The sequence below is a fragment of the Streptomyces sp. NPDC054834 genome, assembly GCF_053611185.1.
Window position 1 is genome coordinate 1 of record NZ_JBSGZV010000014.1, and the last position, 18,844, is coordinate 18,844.

General features: G+C 73.0%; 14 protein-coding genes. All 14 read right to left on the minus strand.

All coding sequences use genetic code 11. The features are described from left to right. Positions 1–239: 239 nt before the first annotated feature. From ACWGJM_RS20025 to asnB, 14 genes are read right to left on the minus strand one after another with little or no spacing between them, the layout of a single operon-like run. Positions 240–773, minus strand: a complete 534-nt coding sequence (locus tag ACWGJM_RS20025) for a GNAT family N-acetyltransferase (protein ID WP_453413015.1) — start codon at positions 771–773, stop codon at positions 240–242. Next, complete coding sequence (locus ACWGJM_RS20030; protein WP_453413016.1) at positions 766–2,118, minus strand: condensation domain-containing protein; 1,353 nt, start codon at positions 2,116–2,118, stop codon at positions 766–768. The genes ACWGJM_RS20025 and ACWGJM_RS20030 overlap by 8 nt, the downstream gene beginning before the upstream one ends. Beyond that, positions 2,115–2,375 (minus strand): acyl carrier protein, encoded by a 261-nt coding sequence (locus tag ACWGJM_RS20035; protein WP_453413017.1) that lies wholly within the window; start codon positions 2,373–2,375, stop codon positions 2,115–2,117. The genes ACWGJM_RS20030 and ACWGJM_RS20035 overlap by 4 nt, the downstream gene beginning before the upstream one ends. Before the next feature lie 27 nt (positions 2,376–2,402). Continuing rightward, a complete protein-coding gene (locus ACWGJM_RS20040) occupies positions 2,403–3,968 on the minus strand; it encodes an amino acid adenylation domain-containing protein (protein WP_453413018.1) in 1,566 nt (521 codons plus the stop codon). After that, on the minus strand, positions 3,965–4,606 hold the full coding sequence (locus ACWGJM_RS20045) for a 4'-phosphopantetheinyl transferase family protein (protein WP_453413019.1): 642 nt from the start codon (positions 4,604–4,606) through the stop codon (positions 3,965–3,967). The genes ACWGJM_RS20040 and ACWGJM_RS20045 overlap by 4 nt, the downstream gene beginning before the upstream one ends. Beyond that, positions 4,603–5,802, minus strand: a complete 1,200-nt coding sequence (locus ACWGJM_RS20050) for an acyl carrier protein (RefSeq protein WP_453413020.1) — start codon at positions 5,800–5,802, stop codon at positions 4,603–4,605. The genes ACWGJM_RS20045 and ACWGJM_RS20050 overlap by 4 nt, the downstream gene beginning before the upstream one ends. Next, on the minus strand, positions 5,799–6,428 hold the full coding sequence (locus ACWGJM_RS20055) for an NADPH-dependent FMN reductase (protein WP_453413021.1): 630 nt from the start codon (positions 6,426–6,428) through the stop codon (positions 5,799–5,801). The genes ACWGJM_RS20050 and ACWGJM_RS20055 overlap by 4 nt, the downstream gene beginning before the upstream one ends. Further along, complete coding sequence (locus tag ACWGJM_RS20060) at positions 6,425–9,355, minus strand: carbamoyl phosphate synthase preATP-grasp domain-containing protein (protein ID WP_453413022.1); 2,931 nt, start codon at positions 9,353–9,355, stop codon at positions 6,425–6,427. The genes ACWGJM_RS20055 and ACWGJM_RS20060 overlap by 4 nt, the downstream gene beginning before the upstream one ends. Continuing rightward, positions 9,339–10,319, minus strand: coding sequence for a threonine ammonia-lyase (locus ACWGJM_RS20065; protein ID WP_453413023.1), 981 nt, complete (start codon positions 10,317–10,319; stop codon positions 9,339–9,341). Before ACWGJM_RS20065 ends, ACWGJM_RS20060 begins: the two co-directional genes overlap by 17 nt. After that, on the minus strand, positions 10,306–11,652 hold the full coding sequence (locus ACWGJM_RS20070) for an MFS transporter (protein ID WP_453413024.1): 1,347 nt from the start codon (positions 11,650–11,652) through the stop codon (positions 10,306–10,308). Before ACWGJM_RS20070 ends, ACWGJM_RS20065 begins: the two co-directional genes overlap by 14 nt. A 42-nt stretch (positions 11,653–11,694) precedes the next feature. Beyond that, positions 11,695–12,750 (minus strand): MupA/Atu3671 family FMN-dependent luciferase-like monooxygenase, encoded by a 1,056-nt coding sequence (locus tag ACWGJM_RS20075; RefSeq protein WP_453413025.1) that lies wholly within the window; start codon positions 12,748–12,750, stop codon positions 11,695–11,697. Positions 12,751–12,796: 46 nt separating this feature from the next. Then, the gene (locus tag ACWGJM_RS20080; protein WP_453413026.1) at positions 12,797–14,863 is read right to left on the minus strand and encodes an SGNH/GDSL hydrolase family protein; all 2,067 of its coding nucleotides are present in this window, start codon (positions 14,861–14,863) and stop codon (positions 12,797–12,799) included. A gap of 14 nt (positions 14,864–14,877) precedes the next feature. Beyond that, on the minus strand, positions 14,878–16,662 hold the full coding sequence (locus ACWGJM_RS20085; RefSeq protein WP_453413027.1) for a carbamoyltransferase family protein: 1,785 nt from the start codon (positions 16,660–16,662) through the stop codon (positions 14,878–14,880). Further along, a complete protein-coding gene (gene asnB, locus ACWGJM_RS20090) occupies positions 16,662–18,839 on the minus strand; it encodes an asparagine synthase (glutamine-hydrolyzing) (RefSeq protein ID WP_453413028.1) in 2,178 nt (725 codons plus the stop codon). The genes ACWGJM_RS20085 and asnB overlap by 1 nt, the downstream gene beginning before the upstream one ends. Positions 18,840–18,844: the final 5 nt, after the last annotated feature.

An 18,844-nucleotide genomic window follows, 5' to 3' on the forward strand; every position in this document is an offset into this window, starting at 1 on the left:
CGGTTCCCCCGTCTCGAAGCCATGCGCAGTTCCGGTGCATCCCTCTCCGCCGCCCGAGGCCACCCCTGTCAAGGTGCGGCACATCGTCGGCGTGGAGCGGTTCCGGCCCGGCGGCCCCGTCCCCGCTCCCTGATCTTCCTGACCGGCGCACCTGTTGTGCCGATCGTCGCCGCCGGCAACGGCTTCACCTGAGCGCCTGAGTCGGCCGCGCTTGAGCCGGACGCTGTAGTGCGCAGCCATCACATGGGGAACGAAAGCAGGCGCACCGCTCCGGTCGGCCAGCTCGCTCCGTCGTGCAGTGGGACCCACATGGTCCGCAGCGGCATGAGCACGGGTCCCTCGTGTTGCTCGACATGGACGTCCTGGTCCAGCGCTCGCCAGTCGAGCCGCTCGTAGAGGGGGACGAGTGGTTGTCGGCAGAAAAGGAGCCCATGCTGCGGCCCCAGCGTACGTGCATGGTCCAGTGCCGCTGTGATGACCAGCCGGGCGAGACCTTGACCCCGTAGGTCAGGCGCGACGGCCACTCCGCCGACGCCCACCACCTCGGTGCCGATACCGCCGATCGACATGGGCAGTCTGCGCAGGCCGGTGTGCGCCACGAGGCGGTCGCCCAGCCTGATGCCGAAATGCTCCTCCTTGGGCAGCCAGGTCAGGCCGGTGTGGGCGACGCCGAAGGGATCGGCCCCGTTGCCGAGGATTTCGCTCTGCTCGGTCTTCGTGTACCGCGTGAGCCGCACCGTGGTGGGTGGCGTGGGCGACGGATGATCAGCCATCCCAACATGATCCGCTGCTCGCCAGGCTCGGTGCCAGTCCTTCGAGGGCCGTGTGCAGGACCTCCCCGAACGCAGCCCACAGCGCGTCGGCCTCGGCGGTGGGTACTACCTGAGGGGGATGTTCCAGTTCCAGGGTGAAGCCCCCGCCCGGCTCGTCGGTCACGCCGAGCCACAGGTCGTACTTGGCGGTGTCGTTGCCGTGGATGCGTACGGAGCGCACCGGTGGCGTGCAGATCGCCGCGTCCTGCATGGCCAGGACGCACGAGAACAGCGGGGTGTGGTGGGCGGAGCGCTCCGGCCGCAGCAGGGCGAGGAGTTGGGGCAGGGGGGTCTTGGCCCGGCCGCGTACGAAGGTGACGGCGGGCGCCACGTCCTCGGTCGCGAACCTCGCGAAGGACCGCGCCGCGCCCGGACGCAGCGCGAGCGGCAGCGTGTTGACGAAGAAGCCGCACAGGCCGAGCGCCCCGAAGGTGTGCCGCGCCAGGAAGGGGCTGCCCAGGACGACGGTCGGGTCGCCGGTGTGCGCGTGGAGCGCGGTGGCGTGGACGGCGGTGAAGAACTCATAGGCGGTCAGGCCGAGTGCGCGGTGGGCGGCCCGGATCGCGGCGCAGGTGGCGGGGTCCGGTTCCCAGCGGATGCGCCGGGCGGCGCGGTCGCCTCCCGGCTCGCCGGCCGCCGGTGCCGCCAAGGTCACGGACGTCGCCGAAGCCGTGTCGGCCAGGAACTCGGCGAGTTCGGCCGCCTGACGGGCCGTCGCAGCGGAGCGTTCCGCTTGGGCCTGGGTGGTGTGTTCGCCGATGAGGTGGGCCTCCCGCGCGGAGCGCAGCCGGTCGCCGGACGAGGCGGGCGAGGGGCTCGTGAGGCAGTGAGCGAGGTCGTCGACGAAGGGCTGGAGCGAGAACCCGTCGAACACGATGTGGTGGACCGCCATGATGAGTACGGAACGCCCGTCGGGCCGAGCGTGGGCGAAATGGAGCAGCGGTCCCCGGTCGAGGTCGAAGTGCCGTGCTCCGAGCCGGGCGATGGCTTCCTCGGCCTCCGCGGCGCCGCAGCGGCCGATGTCCTCGAAGGGCAGTTCGTCGGGCGTGAGCGGCTCGTCGATGCGGCCCGTGCCGGTGAGGGGATCGGTGACGGTCATGCGCAGGGCGGGCTGGGCGGTGAGGACGGCGGCCAGGGCGTCCCTGATGCGGTGGGTGCCGGCCTCGGGCTCCAGCTCCATGGCGATGACGATGTTGTAGAGCTGCCGGGGACCGATCTGATGGGTGACCCAAAGCCCCTTCTGGGATGCGGTGAGGGGCAGCGTCGGGGCCGGTGGCCGCCACGCGTCCTCGGACCAGATGCTCATGCCTCGCCGCCCGGGACGGGTTGCGCGTCGAGAAGTTCCGCGAGCCAGTGCCGCAGGTCCCTCAGGGTGCTGTGGCGGCTGATCCGGGCGAAGTCGATCTCCACGTCGGGATCGAGGGGCAGCGCGGCGACGATGCGGACCACCTGACGGGATTCGACCCCGAGGTCGACCAGCGTGCGGCTGTCGTCGGTGACGTCGAGGTCGCGGCCCAGGTGGCGCACGAGGAGGTCGTCGAGAACGGGTGTGGCGTGGGCCATCGGTGACGGTTCCTTTCTCCGTGGGTCTCAGCGGGACGCCGCAGGCACCGGTGCCGGAACCTGTGGCGATGCGAGCAGGTCGAGCAGCCGGAGTCGGTCGGTCTTGCCGTTGGCGTTCAGCGGCATCCGGTCGAGTTCCACGACGGACTCGGGGCACATGTAGGAGGGCAGTGACTCGGCCGCCAGCGCGGTGAGTTCGGGACCGAGGCCGCTGTCTCCGGTGTACGCGGCCAGGAGGCTGCCGCCGCTGCGATCGGCGAGCACGACGACGGCTTCCGTGACTCCGGGGTGGGCGCGCAGCACGGCCTCGATCTCGCCGAGTTCGACGCGGAACCCACGGACCTTGACCTGGTGGTCGAGCCGCCCGAGATGGATCAGGGTGTCTCCTTCCCGGCGGACCCGGTCTCCGGTGCGGTACCAGAGGTCCGGGCCCTGTGCCTGCTCCGGTCCGGCCGCGCGCGCGGTGCCCTCGCCCGGCCGGCCGGGGACTTCGACGAACCGGCTGTGGTTGTCGGCCGGGTCGAGGTAGCCGGCGAAGCGCTGGGGGCCGCGCAGCAGCAGTTCCCCCTCGTCGGCCGGCGCGCCTTCGCCGTCGACGACCAGGTGCTCCAGCCCCGGGTAGACGCCCCCGATGGGAACGGTGCCGTTGCGGGTGTGCGGCCAGGCCTCCCGGTCGGTGGGAAGCTGGTACGCGGCACAGGTGATGGTCACTTCCGTGGGGCCGTAGAGGTTGGTGACGGTGCTGTGCGGGGCGGCCTCCGCCCAGGCTTCCGCCTGTGGGCGGGTGAGCTGCTCGCCCGCGAAGAGGCTGTGCCGCAGGGTGGGCATGGATCCGGGGCGCAGGGCGCGGGTGCGCCGGGCCAGGGTGATCAGCGAGGGCACGGAGAACCAGTGGGTGAGGCCGCACTCCTCGACGTAGCGGACGGGGTTCAGGAGGGCGGTGCGGGGCGGGGGCAGGACGAGCGTCGCTCCGGCGGCCCAGGTGACGAAGAGGTCGTAGACGGAGAGGTCGAAGGTGAGGTCGAAGGTGTTGGACACCCGTGATCCCGGTCCCAGGTCCCGGGCGGGCACGGTGTGGGTGAGGTGCGCGCAGACGTGGGTGTTGCGGATGGGGACGCCCTTGGGCTCACCGGTGGAGCCGGAGGTGAACAACAGGTAGGCGGGTGCGTCGGGCTCGTCGGGGATCGGGGGGAGGTCCGGGGTGACGGACTCGCGCGGCGGGCCGGCCGTCAGACGCAGGGTCGGTGCGGCGCAGGCGGGGCCGTCCGTGCCGGTGACGACGAGGTCCGGGGCCGCGGCGGCGAGGATGCGTGCGGTGCGCCGGGCGGGGTGGGCGGGGTTGAGCGGGACGACGCAGGCTCCCAGTCGCAGGGCGCCCAGGTAGGCGACGTAGGCGTCGAGGCCGGGTGCGGCGTGCAGGGCGACAGTGGCGGGTGGGGTTCCGGTCGTGCGCAGCATGCGCTCCGCGGCGCGTTCGGCCAGGAAGCGCAGTTCCTCGTAGCCGATGGTGCGGTCGCCGCAGTCGACGGCGGCGAGGCTGCCGTGGCGGCGGCTGCTCGCGTCGAACCAGGAGTAGAGCGTCGGAGGTTTCATGGTCTCGTCCTCGGGCCGTATGGCGCTGTGAAGGCACACGTGAGGGGAATCCTGGAGGCATGGTGCTGGGCGCGCCAGCGCACCCCGTGCCACTCGCCGCTGCGCTGCCCGATCCCCACGGGAACGGTCCAGGGAGCTCCGGCCAGACCGGTGCCGAGGGCCTTGACGCACGCCTCCTGCGCGGTCCACAGCCAGGCGAACGCCGTCTCCCGGTCCCGGCCGGGCAGCGCGGACAGCCGGGCGGCGTCCCGGGGGGTGCAGCAGCGGCGCACCATCCGCGGCGACATCGGGCTCGGAACCTCGATGTCGACGCCCACCCCCCGGCCGAAGCCGACGGCGACCGCGGCCCAGCCACCCGAGTGGGAGAGGCTGATCCCGGTGGCGGGCCACTGCGGCAGATGGGGCTGACCGGTGTCGTGGGCCGCGATGACGGGGTTTCGCAGCCCGGGGGTCAGCGTGGCGAGCAGGGCTCGCAGCAGGCTGCGCGCCGCCAGGAACTCGGTGGCCCGGGTGTCGTCCATGGTGCGGGCGGCTGCCCGGTCGGCGGGGTGCGCCGGCAGGCTGCCCAGGACCCGGGCACAGGGGGCGGCCGCGCAGTGCACGCCCGGGGCGACGCTCCGGTGCGAGAACCCGTTCACCACCGGTCGCCCGCCGCTGCCCCCGCCGGCGCGGTGAGGTGACGCAGGACGAGGGCCCGCAGGGTACCCGCGTCCCGGAGGTTGTCGGCGGTGAGTTCGTCGGCGGGCACCTCGATACCGAGGGCGTTCTCGATGTGCTCCAGGATGTCGACCATCCGGAAGGAGTTGAACGCCGGTACGGAACTCAACGGCCGTCCGTCGGCCAGGTCACCGGGCGGCAGGCGCAGCACGGCGGTGAGGGCCTCCCGCACGGCCCGGCCGGCGCGTTCGCCGTGCGCGCCGGGCACCTCCCCGCCCGGACGCGGCGTGCGGACGGCGGCGCCGGGCGGTGCGGACAGCAGCAGGTCCGCGAACTCGTCCAGCAGGCCCGGTGGTTCACCCTTGCCGCGCTCCACGCGGCGTGAGGCGAGGTAGACGCGTTCGGACAACCGCTGCCACCGCTCCGCGTGTTCGCCGGCGTCCGGACCGCCGGTGTGCAGGGCGTGCAGCCGCCAGGCACGGACCTGAAGCCACACCTCCAGGTTGAGACGCTCGTAGGCGGCGGCGCGGTCGGGGTGGTCGCGGTAGGCGCCGGCATAGTGGTGAACGGCCGCGGGGTCGGGCGGTGCGTCGGCGGCGGGCTCGTCCGGGCCCAGCGGGACCGGCTCCAGGACGAACAGTTCGGCACCCGCCTCGGCGAGCAGTCCGGTGAGGCGCGGCAGCGGGACGGACCAGGTGCCGGGGCGCGCGCTGCCCCACGGGGTGTCGTTGTGGTAGGCGTCGAGGACGGCGGCCGACGCGGGACCGCACTCGATCAGGAACGAGTGCTCCATGTGGCGCTGCCGGTGGTACGGCACCCAGGGCAGATGGTAGGCGTCCGCGACGGCGTAATACGGACCGGGGCCGGGCGGCAGGGGATCGCCGGCGCGCGCGGAGTGCCGTTGCCGTACCCGCAGGCCCAGGTGGCGGTGTGCTTCGGCGAGCCGGTCCGCCGCGGTCGCCTCGACGGTGGGCAGCGGGGTCGTCGGCCGGGTCCGGAACCCGGGACGGGTGCCTAGCCGAAGGTGGGTACCGGGACCGTGGTGGTGGTCGGCGAGGAGGGCGAGCCCGGTCTGGAGACAGTCCAGCGCCGCCGCGGAGGCCTCGGGCAGCGGCCCGGTCCGGGGAGCGTCGCCGTGCGGCGGCACCGGCCGGACCCCGTACGGGTCGGGCGTCATGCGCGGCCACCCCCCAGGTCCCCGGCACCGACGGGCTCGGTGGCGCTGTCCTGCCACGCATGCCCCTGCCGGGCGAAACCGACGATCTCGGCCGCCATGTGGTGCAGGCGGGCCTGGAGCGCGGCGTCCACCAGGGTGCCGCCCGCGAACGGGCCGGTCGCCGAGTTGATCGCGACTCCGAGCGGTGTGGGCCAGCCGCGCAGCGCGTGGACGATGTCACGCAGGGCTCCCAGGGTCGCCATGGCCCCCTGCCACCCCTGTCCGACGGTGATGCAGCCGACCGCCCGTCCGGTGAGATAGGGCCGGGGTTCGTCGCGGAGTTCCTCGAGGTAGTCCAGGGCGTTCTTCACCAGGCCGGAGACCGAACCGTGGTAGGCGGGGCTGGCGAGGACGACGCCGTCGGCATCGGCGACTTCGGACAGCAGACGGAAGACCTGGGGCGGCCGGATGTCCGCGGTCGGGTCGAAGAGCGGCACGGCCAGGTCCGCTCCGGCGATCAGGCAGGTGTCGGCGCCCAGCCGCCGTGCCTCGTCCAGCACACAGCGCAGAGCCTGTTCGCCGGTGGATCCGGGCCGGGCCGAGCCGCCGAGGCCGACGATCCTCGGCCGGTGCTGGGGGAACGTCATCGCTTCTCCTCGTGGTCGTGGCTGGGCCGTCCGGAGCGCCGCACGGGCCGGTGGTGGTCCCGTTCGTGCAGCGGGGCCACCTGGACCCGGTCGTCCAGGACGGCGCCGATGGCCTGGACGCCGGCACTCAGGGCACGGACGCTGGTGAAGCAGGGCACGCCCTGAGGGGCGGCGGCAGCGCGTACGGCGATCGTCTCGTCGCGGTCGTCCGCCGGGCCGGGAGCGCTGAGCACCAGATCGAGCTGGCCCGCGCGCAGCAGCCGTACGACGGGGGGTTCGGGGTGTGCGGACCCGGGCAGGGCGGTGACGGGCACGCCCGCGCGGCGCAGCGCGCCGAACGTGTCGCCGCCGGCGAAGAGTTCGAAGCCGTAGGAGGTGAGCCTGCGGGCGGGCAGGATCAGGGACCGCAGGTCGTGGCCGGTGACGGAGAGGTAGGCCCGGCCCTTGGTGGGCAGTGAACCGTACAAGCCGATGAGGTACTTGGCGTAGGCGGCCCCGAACTCGGGCCCCGCCGCCGTCAGAGCGCCGCCGTGCCGGTCGCCGTCGCCGGGGGCCCGCACGAACACCCGCGCGTCGGCGCCCGTGGACGCCCGCGGCCCTTCCGCGTGCAGCAGCCCCTCGGCACGCAGCGTCGCGAGGTCGGCGCCCATCGCGATGCGGGCGCCGGCCTGCGCCAGGGGCACACGGGTGGCCGCCGTGGTGAAGGGCGCGGTGCGCGCGGTGCCGGGGACGACCTCCCTGACGTACAACACGTCACCGGCCGATGCGAAGCGGACACTCAGCGCGCCGCGTACACCCAGTGCCCGGGCGGCCCGCGCCGTCGCCTCGGCCAGCCGGGCGACGCTGCCGGAACCCAGGGAGACCGGGGGCAGCGCGCAGGCGGGGACATCACCGTGGCCGCCGTCGAGATACTCGAACACGCTTGCCAGGACGAGTTCCTGACCGTCGTACAGCGCGTCCACGCCCAGTTCGACGCAGGCCCGCAGAGCCCGCTCGACCAGGACCGGCCGGCCGGGGGAGGACCCGCGCAACAGGCTCGCGAGGGCGGTCGGGTCGGCGACGGTGCGCCGCGTCGCATGGCCGGGCCCGTGCGGGCGGGTCACGGTGACGGGGTAGCCGAGTTCACCGGCGGCGGCCAGGGCCTCGGGCAGGGACGCGGCGGCACGCCGGGCCGTCGTGCGCAGCCCGGCAGCGGTCAGGGCCCGGCCGAGCGCGTCCGCCTCGGTGACCAGGTGGGCGAGAGGGGCGGACAGGTCGGTCAACGGGGCGCCGCCGTCCTGAAGTTCGCGGGCCAGGGCCGCCACGTCGGGGCCGCCGAACTGGCCGAGCACTCCGGCGACGGTACCCGCCCGGCGTTCGGCCTCCACGGCCTCCAGTACGGCTTCGGCGGTCAACGGCTCCAGATAGCCGCGGTCGAAGGCGTCGCGGGCGGCCGACAGCGTCCGGGGGGTGGAGTCGATGAGGACGGGCGCCCAGCCGGCCGCGCGCAGGGCGAGGGCGGCCTGGCGGCAGGAGTGGTCCGCACCCCCGCCGGTCCAGATCCCCGGGCCCAGCACCAGCACCGCATCGCGACCACCGCCGGTGGTGCGGGGCCGTCCGCCGGTGTACACCGAGGTCCGGACCGCGTGGAGCGCCGGATGACCGGGGCGCAGGCCGATCGTGTGGCGTACCCCGCGCACCGTCTGCTCCGGCAGACCGCTCAGGGCGGCGATCCGGCGGTCCCCGAACCCCTGCCGCTTGGCTCGCAACAGGTCGTCCCGGGTGAGCGGGCGGGCGTGGCCGAGGTCCGTGGCGGTGCGGTGCAGGGCGGACAGCTCGTTCAGGAACCAGGGATGGATGCCGGTGGCCCGGGCGATGTCGGCTGGTTCGGCTCCGGAGCACAGGGCCCGCACGACTGCGGCGACGCGATCCGGGGACGGGACGCGCTGCGCGGCCGGCTGGGTGGTCGGGTCGTCGGCCGGCCGGGACCACGGCGGTTCGCCGTCGGCCGGAACCACCTGTTCCAGCGCCTTGTTGAAGGCGTCGCGGAAGGTGGCTCCCCTGGCGGTGACGGCCCCGGTGCCCCGGTCGGGGCGCGGCACGGTCACGGTGACCAGGTCCGGGCGCCGGGCGGGCGGCAGGCCGAGTTCGTCCACGGTCTCGCCGACGGCGAGGCGTGCGATCAGGCCGCCGATCGGCTGTCCGTCGGCCGTGGCCGCTCGCTGCACGGTCCATGGTGCGCCGGGCCGTGGCTCGACCAGGGCCGAGCGCCGTCCGTCGGGGCTGAGCGCGATCCGCAGGGTCAGCGCGGCGGCACCGGCCGTCAGGGCCCGCGCCGCGGCGCGGGCGAGGTCCGCCAGATGGCGGATCTGCCGGGCCGCGGGAGTCTGCGGCGGGGTGACCGTGAACAGGGCGTCCCCGCCCGCCGCGCCGACGCGTTCGGCGGTGCACAGGACGTGGGTGCCGCCGTGCCGGTCGCGCAGCACCTGGAGGTCGTACTCCCGCCATCCTCGTGCGGCGCTGTCCCGGTACGCCTCGGACTCGGCGCCGCACGCGCGCGCCGCCGCGCGCACGGCGCGCAGCCCCTCGGCGCCGCACGCGGCGACGTGGTCGGCGCCGATGAACTCGACGTCGTACTTCTCGCGCACCCCCGCCGAGCACAGGGCCTCCACCGTGTCGCGTGCGGCGGCTCCACCCAGGTCGGCGAGGACCGCGTCCGGCCGCTCGCGGGCGATGACCTGCTCCACGAACCGGGGCGTGAGAGGTTCGGCGTACGTGGTGTGGGCGGCGTCGACGGCGGCGGCGAGCGCCGCTGGATCGGAGCCCAGCAGGACGGTGCGCAGCCCCTGCCGCGTCAGGGTCCGGCAGGCCTCCACCGCCCCGGCCGCGAGGTCCGCCTCGCTCCCCGCGAGGACGAGGACGGACGTGAGGTCAGCGCGCCGGGGCATAGGAGCGGTCCACGTGCGGGGCGATGATCCGGTGGAAGTGCTCTTCGTCCACGTTCCCTCCCGAGAGGACGACACCGACGCGCAGACCGGCGGGGTCCGGACGCCGCGCGCGGACCGCGGCCAGGGCGCAGGCCCCGCTGGGCTCCACGACGAGGCGGCCGTGCCGCCACAGCTCGCCCATGCCCGCGGCGATCTCGTCGTCGTCCACGGTGACGACCGCGTCCAGCAGGCGGCGGTTGACCTCGAAGGTGAACCGGCCCGGCGTCCGGTGGCGCAGTCCGTCGGCCAGGGTGTCCGGGGTGGGCACGGACACCCGATGCCCGGCACGCAGGGACCGCGCGGTGTCGTCGCCGCCGCGCGGTTCGACGCCGATGACCTCGATGGCCGGGTACAGCGTCTTGGCCACGGTGGCGCAGCCCGCCGCGAGCCCGCCGCCGCCGACGGGGACGACGAGCCGGTCCAGGGGGCCGGTCGCGGCGAGCAGTTCGAGGGCGAGCGTGCCGTGACCGGCGGCCACCGCCGGGTCGTCGGAGGACGGCAGGATCTGCATGTCCTCCTCGGCGGCGATGGCGGCGGTGAGGGCGTCACGGTCGTCGTGTACCGGGTCGTAGAGGACGACCCGGGCGCCTTCCCGCCGTATCGCTTCGATCTTCAGGGCCGGCGCATCGGCGGGCAGGACGAGGACGGCGGGTACGGCGAGGGTGCGGGCGAGCGTCGCGACGGCCCGGCCGTGGTTTCCGGAGGAGGCCGCGACGACGCCCTTGCGTATCGCTTCGGGCGGCAGGGTCAGGAGCTTGTTCAGGGCACCGCGGATCTTGAACGCACCGGTGGCCTGGTGGAGTTCGGCCTTCAGGAAGATCTGCGCGCCGAGTTCCGTGTCGAGCTCGGGCAGGGTGAGTACGGGGGTGCGGACCACGCGTCCGCGGATCCGCTCAGCGGCTTGGTACACGTCATTGATCTGCATGGTCGTGTCCCTGAGAGGTGAGACGGCTGGGCGAACCGCTGTCCGCCACGGCTCGGACGGGGGATTCCCACACCGGTTCGGGCCCCCGCAGCAGCAGGCGGGGGAGGGCCCCGGCCACGGCGACCACGGCGGCGACGGCCCACCACGCCCAGGTGTGGCGCAGCAGGGCGGTGCCCAGCAGCACCGGGCCGACCAGGTCCTGGCCCACCCGGCCGAGGTTGTAGAAGGTCAGGTAGCGGCCGCGTGCCTGTGGCGGGGAGAGGGAGAAGGACAGCGGGGTGCTGGCGATGTGCAGGCACTCTCCCGCCGAGTGGACCACGATCGCCAGCAGCAGCAGCGCGGTGGCCCCGAGGGCGCTGGTGACGGTCCCGGAGGCCGAGTACACCAGGCAGGCCACGCCGATCGCCACACCGCCGAGCGCCGACGCGCCCGAGGCCGCCCGGTAGCTGGCGAAGCGGCGGTTCACCGGGACCTGGGCCAGCATGGCGAGGGCTCCGTTGAGGGCGAGGAGGGCGGTCAGCGCCCAGCGGGGCGCCTCGGTGTGCGAGGTGATCCACAGGGGCAGCACCAGCGTCAGGATGGTGTTATGGGTCAGCAGGGCCGCGTTGACGGCCGTGATCAGGAGGTAGGCGGGGCTGCGCAGGGGCGAGCGGACATCGGTCGTGCCGGGGCGCTCGGCGGTGTTCCGGCCGGTTCCGGTGGCCTGTTCGGCGCTCGACCGCATCCGCACGAGCAGGGCCGCGGCGGCGATGAAGGAGGCCGCGTTGGCCAGGACGCACGCCTGGTACAGGGACGGCGAGTCGAGCATGACCGGCGCGGTCGCGGCCATGGAGCCCAGCACGATGGCGGCGTTGCGTACGGAGAACACCGTGCCGAGGATGGTGGCCCGGTCGCGTTCGCCGAACAGGGCGCCCATCAGGCTCTGGTTGATGGCGGGGCTGGCCCGGTCGGCCGTGGAGACCAGGCAGGTGAGCAGGACGAACGCCCAGTACGGCTTGGCCAGCAGATACAGGCTGTAGCCGGCGGCGCGGACGAGGAAGAGCAGCATCAGTGCCCGGTGGGCGCCCAGCCGGTCGGCCAGGCGCCCGATCTGGGGGCTGATGAGCAGGGCACAGACGCTGCCCGCCGAGATACCGGCGCCGACGGAGGTGACGGAGAAGTGCCGTACCAAGGTGAAGAACAGGATGGACGTGGCGCTGTACAGACCCGTTCCGAAGGAGTCGACGCCGGCGGTCAGCAGCAGCAGCCGGGTCTCCCGCCTGCCCAGCATGAGGGTGTCCGCCAGCGTGCGCAGCCGGGAGGCCACGCGGTCGGTGGGCGGTCGGTTCGGCACGGTGTGCTCTCCTTCGCGGCGGGGGTGGGGAGCGGGGACGGGTCAGTGGTGCCGGCCGGCAAGGGTGCACAGCGGGGCGATTCCGGCGAGGATGCTCTCGGCCGGCAGGCCGAAGTCGATGAGGCACGCGACCTCGTCGACGCCAGTGGCGGCGAGCCGCTCGACCATGGCCGCGCAGCTGTCGGGGGAGCCGATCAGGGAGCCCTGGCTCAGATAGCGCTCGTAGGTGACGTCCAGGAGTTCCTCGATCAGGTCGTCCGGGATGTCCTCGTCGGGCAGTGAGAGGCCGCCGCTGATGGTGCCGCCGCCGCCCGCGGCCTGCCGTTCCAGGCCGACGGCGGAGCGCAGGTACTCGCGGAAGGGGGTGCGGGAGCGGGCGATCGCCGTCTCGGCGTCGGCGTCGAGGTGGGTGTGGAGCATCAGCGAGACGATGCCGTCCTCGGCGCGGTGACCGTGCTCGGCGCGGGCCTTGCGGTACACGTCGATCTTTTCCCGGAGCTGGTCCAGGTCCTGGCCGATGAGGTGGGTGAGGACATTGACGCCGAGCGCGCCCGCGTCCCGGAAGGTCTGGAGATTGCCCGACGAGGTCAGCCACACGGGCAGTTCCCGCTGGACGGGTACGGGGTGCAGCCGCACCGTGGTGGGCCGCTGTGCGCCGTTGGGCAGTTCGACCGTGGACCCGGCCCACAACGTCCTCACGGTCTGAAGCTGTTCGAGCATGACGTCGCGCCGGTTGTCGTAGGACGCGGGGCTCAGGACGAAGTCGTTGGTGTTCCAGCCCGCACCGAAGGAGATGGCGGCGCGCCCGCCGGACAGGTTGTCGACCACGGACCAGTCCTCGGCCACCCGGACGGTGTTGTGCAGGGGCGAGATGAGGCTTCCCGCCCGCAGTTGCACCCTGTTCGTCGCCATGGCGAGCGCGGCGCTGGTGAGCGCCGGATTGGGGAAGACACCGCCGAACGTGTCGAAGTGCCGTTCCGGGGTCCACACGGCGTCGAGTCCGCCGTCGTCGGCGAGCCGGGCGGCGTCCAGCATCGTGCGGTAGGTCTCGCGGGCGTCGCCGGTGGCGGAGGCGAAGAACATGATGCCGAAACGCATGGTGACTCCAGTTCCCGAGCCCTGCGACCGCTGGGCCGTTGCCATGTCAGGAGGCCCCCCCTACGGGGGACGTGCGGGCGGTGAACGCGAAGATGTGCCCGTGGGCCGGCAGGCTCTGCGGCAGCGCGCCGCGCTCCAGGGCCGCCGCGCCGGCGGCGATCTGCTCGTCCCCGGCGGCTTCGGGCAGGGGCCAGGCGATGCTCAGCACGTTCCGGCCGCGGCGCAGCAGGGCGGCGGGCACGGTGAGCGAGCTCTTCGTCCAGGTGCCGCCGAGCCCTTGCTCGGCGCAGGGCTTGCCGTTCACGGTGAGGGTGACGGTGGCCTCGCCCGTACGGGGCCGCGGCAGCCGCCAGTCGAGGGTGAGCGCGGTGTCCGCGGGATCGTCGACGACGAGGTGGAACTCGCTGGTCAGATCGCGGGCCAGGAGGTACGCCGCCCCGCTGCCGGTGGCCGCTCCCATGCGTTCGCCGAAGGTGGTGGCCTGCGCGTGGTCGGCCAGGAGGTCCACCGTGTCGCCGGCCTGCTCGGCGATCAGCAGCTTCTCGTACCGGTCCCGCACGTCCACACCCGCCGCGGTCAGGGCCTCCACCATGGCCTCGCGCAGCGTGTGGTCGGCGAGCTTGCCGGTCAGGCGGGTGTCGCCGGCCACGAGATAGCGGGCGAACTGCGGCAGGACGGCGGACCGTTCGTAACTGGCGCACATCCAGTGCGGCGCGGTGCGGGTCTGGTAGTCGAGGTAGTCCTCGATGCGGGGTGCGATGCCGGGGTCGAGCTCCAGCGCCCGGTCCAGGTGGTGGCGCAGCAGTTCGGCGGGCTGGCCGTAGTGGGAGTTGTGCACCGCGGCCAGGAGGTGCGCGGCGGCCGACTGGGCGGGGGCGGGTTCGCTCGCCGCGCGGACCAGGCCGGCCGGGGCGGGTGCCGTGCCGCCCAGCGGGGTGGCGGTGGCCGAGGCGGCAGCGGCGGCGGCCAGGGCGAGCCCCTCGAAGGAGAGGTGGCAGTAGTCGAGATGGAAGCGCCGGCCGGGCAGGGCGCCGTCGGCCGCCTCGCGGAAGAGCCGGGGCAGGTCGACGAGGTGGAAGCCGTGCTCCCGCGCCTTGCGGCGCATCTCGTCCTGTACGACGGCGAGGATGCGGGGGGAGTGGACGGTGAACAGGCCGACAGCGGCGTCCTTGGCCGCCACGAGGGCCTCTTCGCGGGTCGCCTCGTCACCGCACGCGGCGGCGGCGCGGGCGAGCAGGCGGCCGCTGACCGGGCTGGTGCCGCCGTCGAGCCGGGCCAGCTCCCGGGCCAGGCGCAGGGCCTCGTCGTGGTGGCCCGCCTCGAGCGCGTCGAGGGTACGGGTCCGCAGCCGCAGCCAGCGCGCCCCGGCGTCACCGGGCAGGGCGGGACACACCAGGGAGCGCTCGTCCTCCCAGTCGGCGAGGTTGAACTCGGGGACGACCAGGGTCACCGGTGCGCCGTAGCCGGCGGCGGTGGCCGCGAGCAGGTCGAGGAAACGGCCCGAACGCTCGACGACGTACTCCTGGAAGAGCCGTCCGGCGGCCGGGTAGCCGCCCTCGCGCAGGGCCTCGGCGAGCCGCTGCATCTGATCCGGGGTCAGGTCGATGTTGTTCCAGTTGTTGCCCGCGTACACGACCAGGGCGTCGGGCCGCAGGCCGGCCGATTCCAGGAGGATCCGCTCCAGATCGCCGAAGTTCGCGTTGGTGCGGGCCAGGTCCAGCACATCGACGTCGGCGAGCCCCGTGACCGAGCCGAGCATCTCGCCCAGGACACTGGCGAAGCTGAAGGCCGGGTCGTAGAAGTAGCCGCGCGCTGCGGACTCGCCGAGGACCACGGTCCGGCGGTGGCCGGGGGTGAGCGGCAGCCGGTCCAGGTCTGCCCAGTACCGCCACTCGTCGCGCCGGGCGGCGTCGCGGACGTACTCCTGCCCCTCGCGGCGCCACACACCGACGGTGTCCGGGTCCGCGGGGGGCGCCGGCGTGGGTGCGGGCCGGGCGGTGGGGCCGGCCGCGCCGAGTTTCTGGAGCAGTGCCAGGGCCAGGGTGCCGTTCTCGCCCGACAGCAGCTCGCTCAGGCGCCGGGTGTAGACGCGGTTCAGGTCATGAGTGCTCATGGGACTGCCTTCGCCTAGAGGAGGGTGTAGACGGAGTCGCTGACCGCCGACGCGCGCGGCGGGCGGGTTCCTTCGAACCAGGTGCGCCAGGCGGCGGGCAGGTTCTCCCGGTCGATCACGAAGTCCTCGAGCACCAGGCAGTCGATGGCCGAGCGCAGGAAGCACAGCAGCGCGTCCTGCGGGGTGCAGACGATCGGCTCGCCGCGCAGGTTGAACGAGGTGTTCAGGACGATGGGGCAGTCGGTCCGTGCCTCGAACGCCTTGATGAGGCGGTAGAAGCGTCCGTTGTCGGCCGCGGTGACCGTCTGCACCCGGGCGGAGCGGTCCACGTGGGTGATGGCCGGCAGGTCCAGGGGCGAGATCACCTCGCACGTCTCCAGCATGAACGGCGAGGGGTGGTCGAGCCGGAAGTGCTCGGCCGCCTTCTCGGCGAGCACGGCGGGCGCGAAGGGCCGGAAGGCCTCGCGCATCTTGACGGAGGCGTTGATGCGGTCCCGCATGTCGGAGCCGCGTGGGTCGGCGAGGATGGAGCGTCCGCCGAGCGCCCGTGGCCCGAACTCCATCCGGCCGTGGTACCACCCGATGACCTTCCCCGCGGCGAGCCGCTCGGCGACGGCGTCGAGGAGTTCGGGCTCGCGGCCGCGGAAGTCCAGGAAGCCGCGCGGGCCCGCCGCCTCCAGTGTCCGGGCCACCTCGGCGGCGGGAACCGGCGGGCTGAGCAGGGCCGAGCGCATCCGGGCCGGGGAGATCCGGCTGCCGGTGATCCGTTGGTGGGCCACCGCCGCCGCGCCGAGGCTGCCACCGGCGTCGCCCGCGGCCGGCTGCACGAAGACCTCCTTGAACGGCCCCTCTTCGACGACACGGCGCGTGGCCACCACGTTGAGCGCGACGCCGCCGGCCATGCACAGCCGGTCGCTGGGCACCAGGCGCCGGGCGCGGGCGGCGAGGGCGAGCAGGGTCTCCTCGGTGACCAGCTGGAGGCTGCGGGCGAGGTCGCAGTGGATCTGCTCGATCTGCGACTCCGGCTCCCTGGGCGGCACCTGGAGCAGGTCGGTGAGCCGCTCGGTGCCCATGCCGTCGGGGTTGCGGAAGTCGAAGTAGGACAGGTCGAGGGCGAAGGTGCCGTCGTCGGTGACCGTGATCAGCTGCCGTACCCGGTCGGCGAACCGGGGCTCTCCGTAGGGAGCCAGGCCCATCACCTTGTACTCGCCCTCGTTGACCTCGAATCCGAGGTGCCCGGTGATCGTGGAGTACAGCAGGCCGAGGGAGTGCGGGAAGCGGACCTCGTCGACCAGGTCGAGCCGGTCGCCGTCGCCGCGGCCCCACGTGGTGGTGGCCCACTCGCCGACCGCGTCGACGGTCAGGACGGCCGCGTCGGGAAAGCCGGAGTAGTAGTACGCGCTGGCCGCGTGGGAGAGATGGTGCTCGACTGTCTCCAGGCGGCCGTCGAAACCGAGGACCTCCCGGATGTCACGGCGGGGCCGGTCGGCGTCGAACCGGAAGAACGCCTCCGGACGGGTGTCGGGCACCTTCGGCAGCCCCATCCACAGCTGCCGGTCGAGCTTCTTGACCGGGTCCTCGTAGTACGCCACGCAGTCGACGTCCGAGATGGAGAGCCCGGCCTCGTCCAGGCAGTGCCGCAGTGCCCGGTACGGGATGCCGGGGTCCTGCTTGACGCGGGTGTAGCGCTCCTCGTGCGCCGCGTTGACCAGTTCGCCGCCGACGAGCACGGCGACGGCGGAGTCGTGGAAGTGCGCCGAGACGCCGACGACGACCGGGCCGTCCTTCCGGGCCCCCATCACCGGCCCCGCCGCGGCAGGTCGTACTCGTCGAGCAGCAGGTTGAACGTGATCACAGTCATCAACAGGTCTCTTTCGAAGGGGACGTTGATCCGGAATCCGGGCCGGGAGTACTCCTCGATGAGTCGCGCGACGGAGGCCGGGTCGAAGTAGCCGTCCGACTTGATCCGGTCGGGGTCGAGGAGCGACTCGACGAGTTCGTCCTGCTGACGCAGGAGGTACGGGCTTCCCGGGGCGGTGAAGCCGAACTTCTCGCGGTCCACGATCGATGCCGGGATCCAGTCGCGGGCGACCTCCTTGAGCAGGTACTTCTCCTCCAGACCCCGCACTTTGAGGTCGGGCGGCACGGTGGCCAGGAACTCCACGAGCTCGCGGTCGAGGAACGGGTGCCGGCTCTCCACGGAGTTGGCGAAGGCCATCCGGTCGCCGTGGTCGCCCAGGAGGTGGTCGGCGAGCCGCACCTTGAGGTCGATGTAGGAGCGGCGGTGCAGCGGGTGCAGTCCCACCAGGCGTTCCCGGTCGAGCAGCGGGTGGTCCAGGCAGTCGATGTCCGGGAAGTCCTCCAGCAGGCCGTGCGCGTACAGGCCGCGCTTGGTGGCGCGGAAGGCGACGTCGTCCCCCTCGTAGAAGAAGTTCTCGTCCCCCCATACCCGGGCCCGCAGCTCGGCCTCGCGCAACTCGTCCTGTCCGAAGCCGGTCACCCGGCCGCCGCGGACCTGGTCGAAGCGGTAGCCGATGTAGCCGCCGAAGAACTCGTCGGCTCCCTGCCCGGTCAGCACCACCTTGACGCCGTTGTCGTGGACGGTCTCCGACAGCGCCATGGCGGCGGCGTCGAAGGACTCCTTCAGGGGGCACTCGGTGTGCCGGATCACCTGGGGGAGCCGCTCGCTGATCTCGTCGCCGTGGATGAACCGTTCGTGGTGCTCGGTGCGCAGGGCACGACTCATCGTGCGCTGGTGGTCGGCCTCGGACAGCTCCCGCTCGGGGAAGGCCGCGGAGAACGACGGGATGTCGGCGTCCGGCATCAGCCGCCGCATGATGGCACCGACCAGCGACGAGTCGAGTCCGCCGCTCAGGTACAGGCCCACGCCCACGTCGGAGAGCAGGCGTTTCTCGACGGACCTGACGAGAAGTTCCTCCAGGCGTTCGGCGTAGTAGCGCTCGCCATGGCGGTCCGCGGGCTCGTCGGCGCGGGGATAGACGAGGTCCCAGTACCGCTGTTCCCGTGGCTGTTCGCCGACCCGGCACAGCACGGTGGTGCCCGGTGGGACGCTGCGGACGCCCCGGAACATGGTGCGCGGGCTGACCAGGCCGGGCAGGGTGAGGACCTGGTCCAGGCCTACGGGATCCACCTCCCGTTCCACTGCCGGGTGCTGGAGGATGGCCTTGATCTCGGAGGCGAACACGAGGGTGTCGCCGGTGCTGGTGTAGAACAGCGGGGTGACCCCGAAGTGGTCCCGGGCGCCGAGGAAGAGGCGCTCGCGGCGGTCGTAGAGCACGAGGGCGAACTGTCCGTCCAGCTTGCGGACGAAGTCGCTGCCGTACTCCTCGTAGAGGTGGGGGACGACCTCGGTGTCGCACGCGGTCTTGAAGACATGGCCCCGCGCCGTCAGTTGCCGCCTGAGGTCACGGTGGTTGTAGATCTCCCCGGTGGTCATGGCGACCACGTTGCCGTCCTCGCTGTACATCGGCTGCTGGCCGCCGGCCGGGTCGTTGATGGCCAGCCGGGCGAAGCCGAAAGCGACGTGTTCCTCCACATGGGAGCCGAAGAAATCAGGGCCGCGATGACGGATGGCGCTCTGCATGGAACCGAGTTCAGGGGCCTCGGCTTGAATCGCCTTCGCGCTGATGAAACCGCATAGACCGCACATTGGATAAACCGTTCCCCCATGGTCGATGACGTGAGTGCCACACGGCCGTAGCACCCCATGCAGGGGGCATGGTTGGCCCATGAAAACGCACTCGGGGACGCAGGAAACGTAACACTGAATCGGCGGACTGGTGGGGCCGGTCGAGCTCTTCTCCATCGTCTCTCGAGATGCCGATTTTCCCACTGGTTCGCGCTGTCCCAGCACACCGGCGTCCGGCGTTCGCTCGTGGCGCGCTGAAGGGACGCTCGAGAGGGCGGCGGACGACATTGACCGAGTACCGGGCCCAGCCGTTGGATGAGGACTCATGAGCC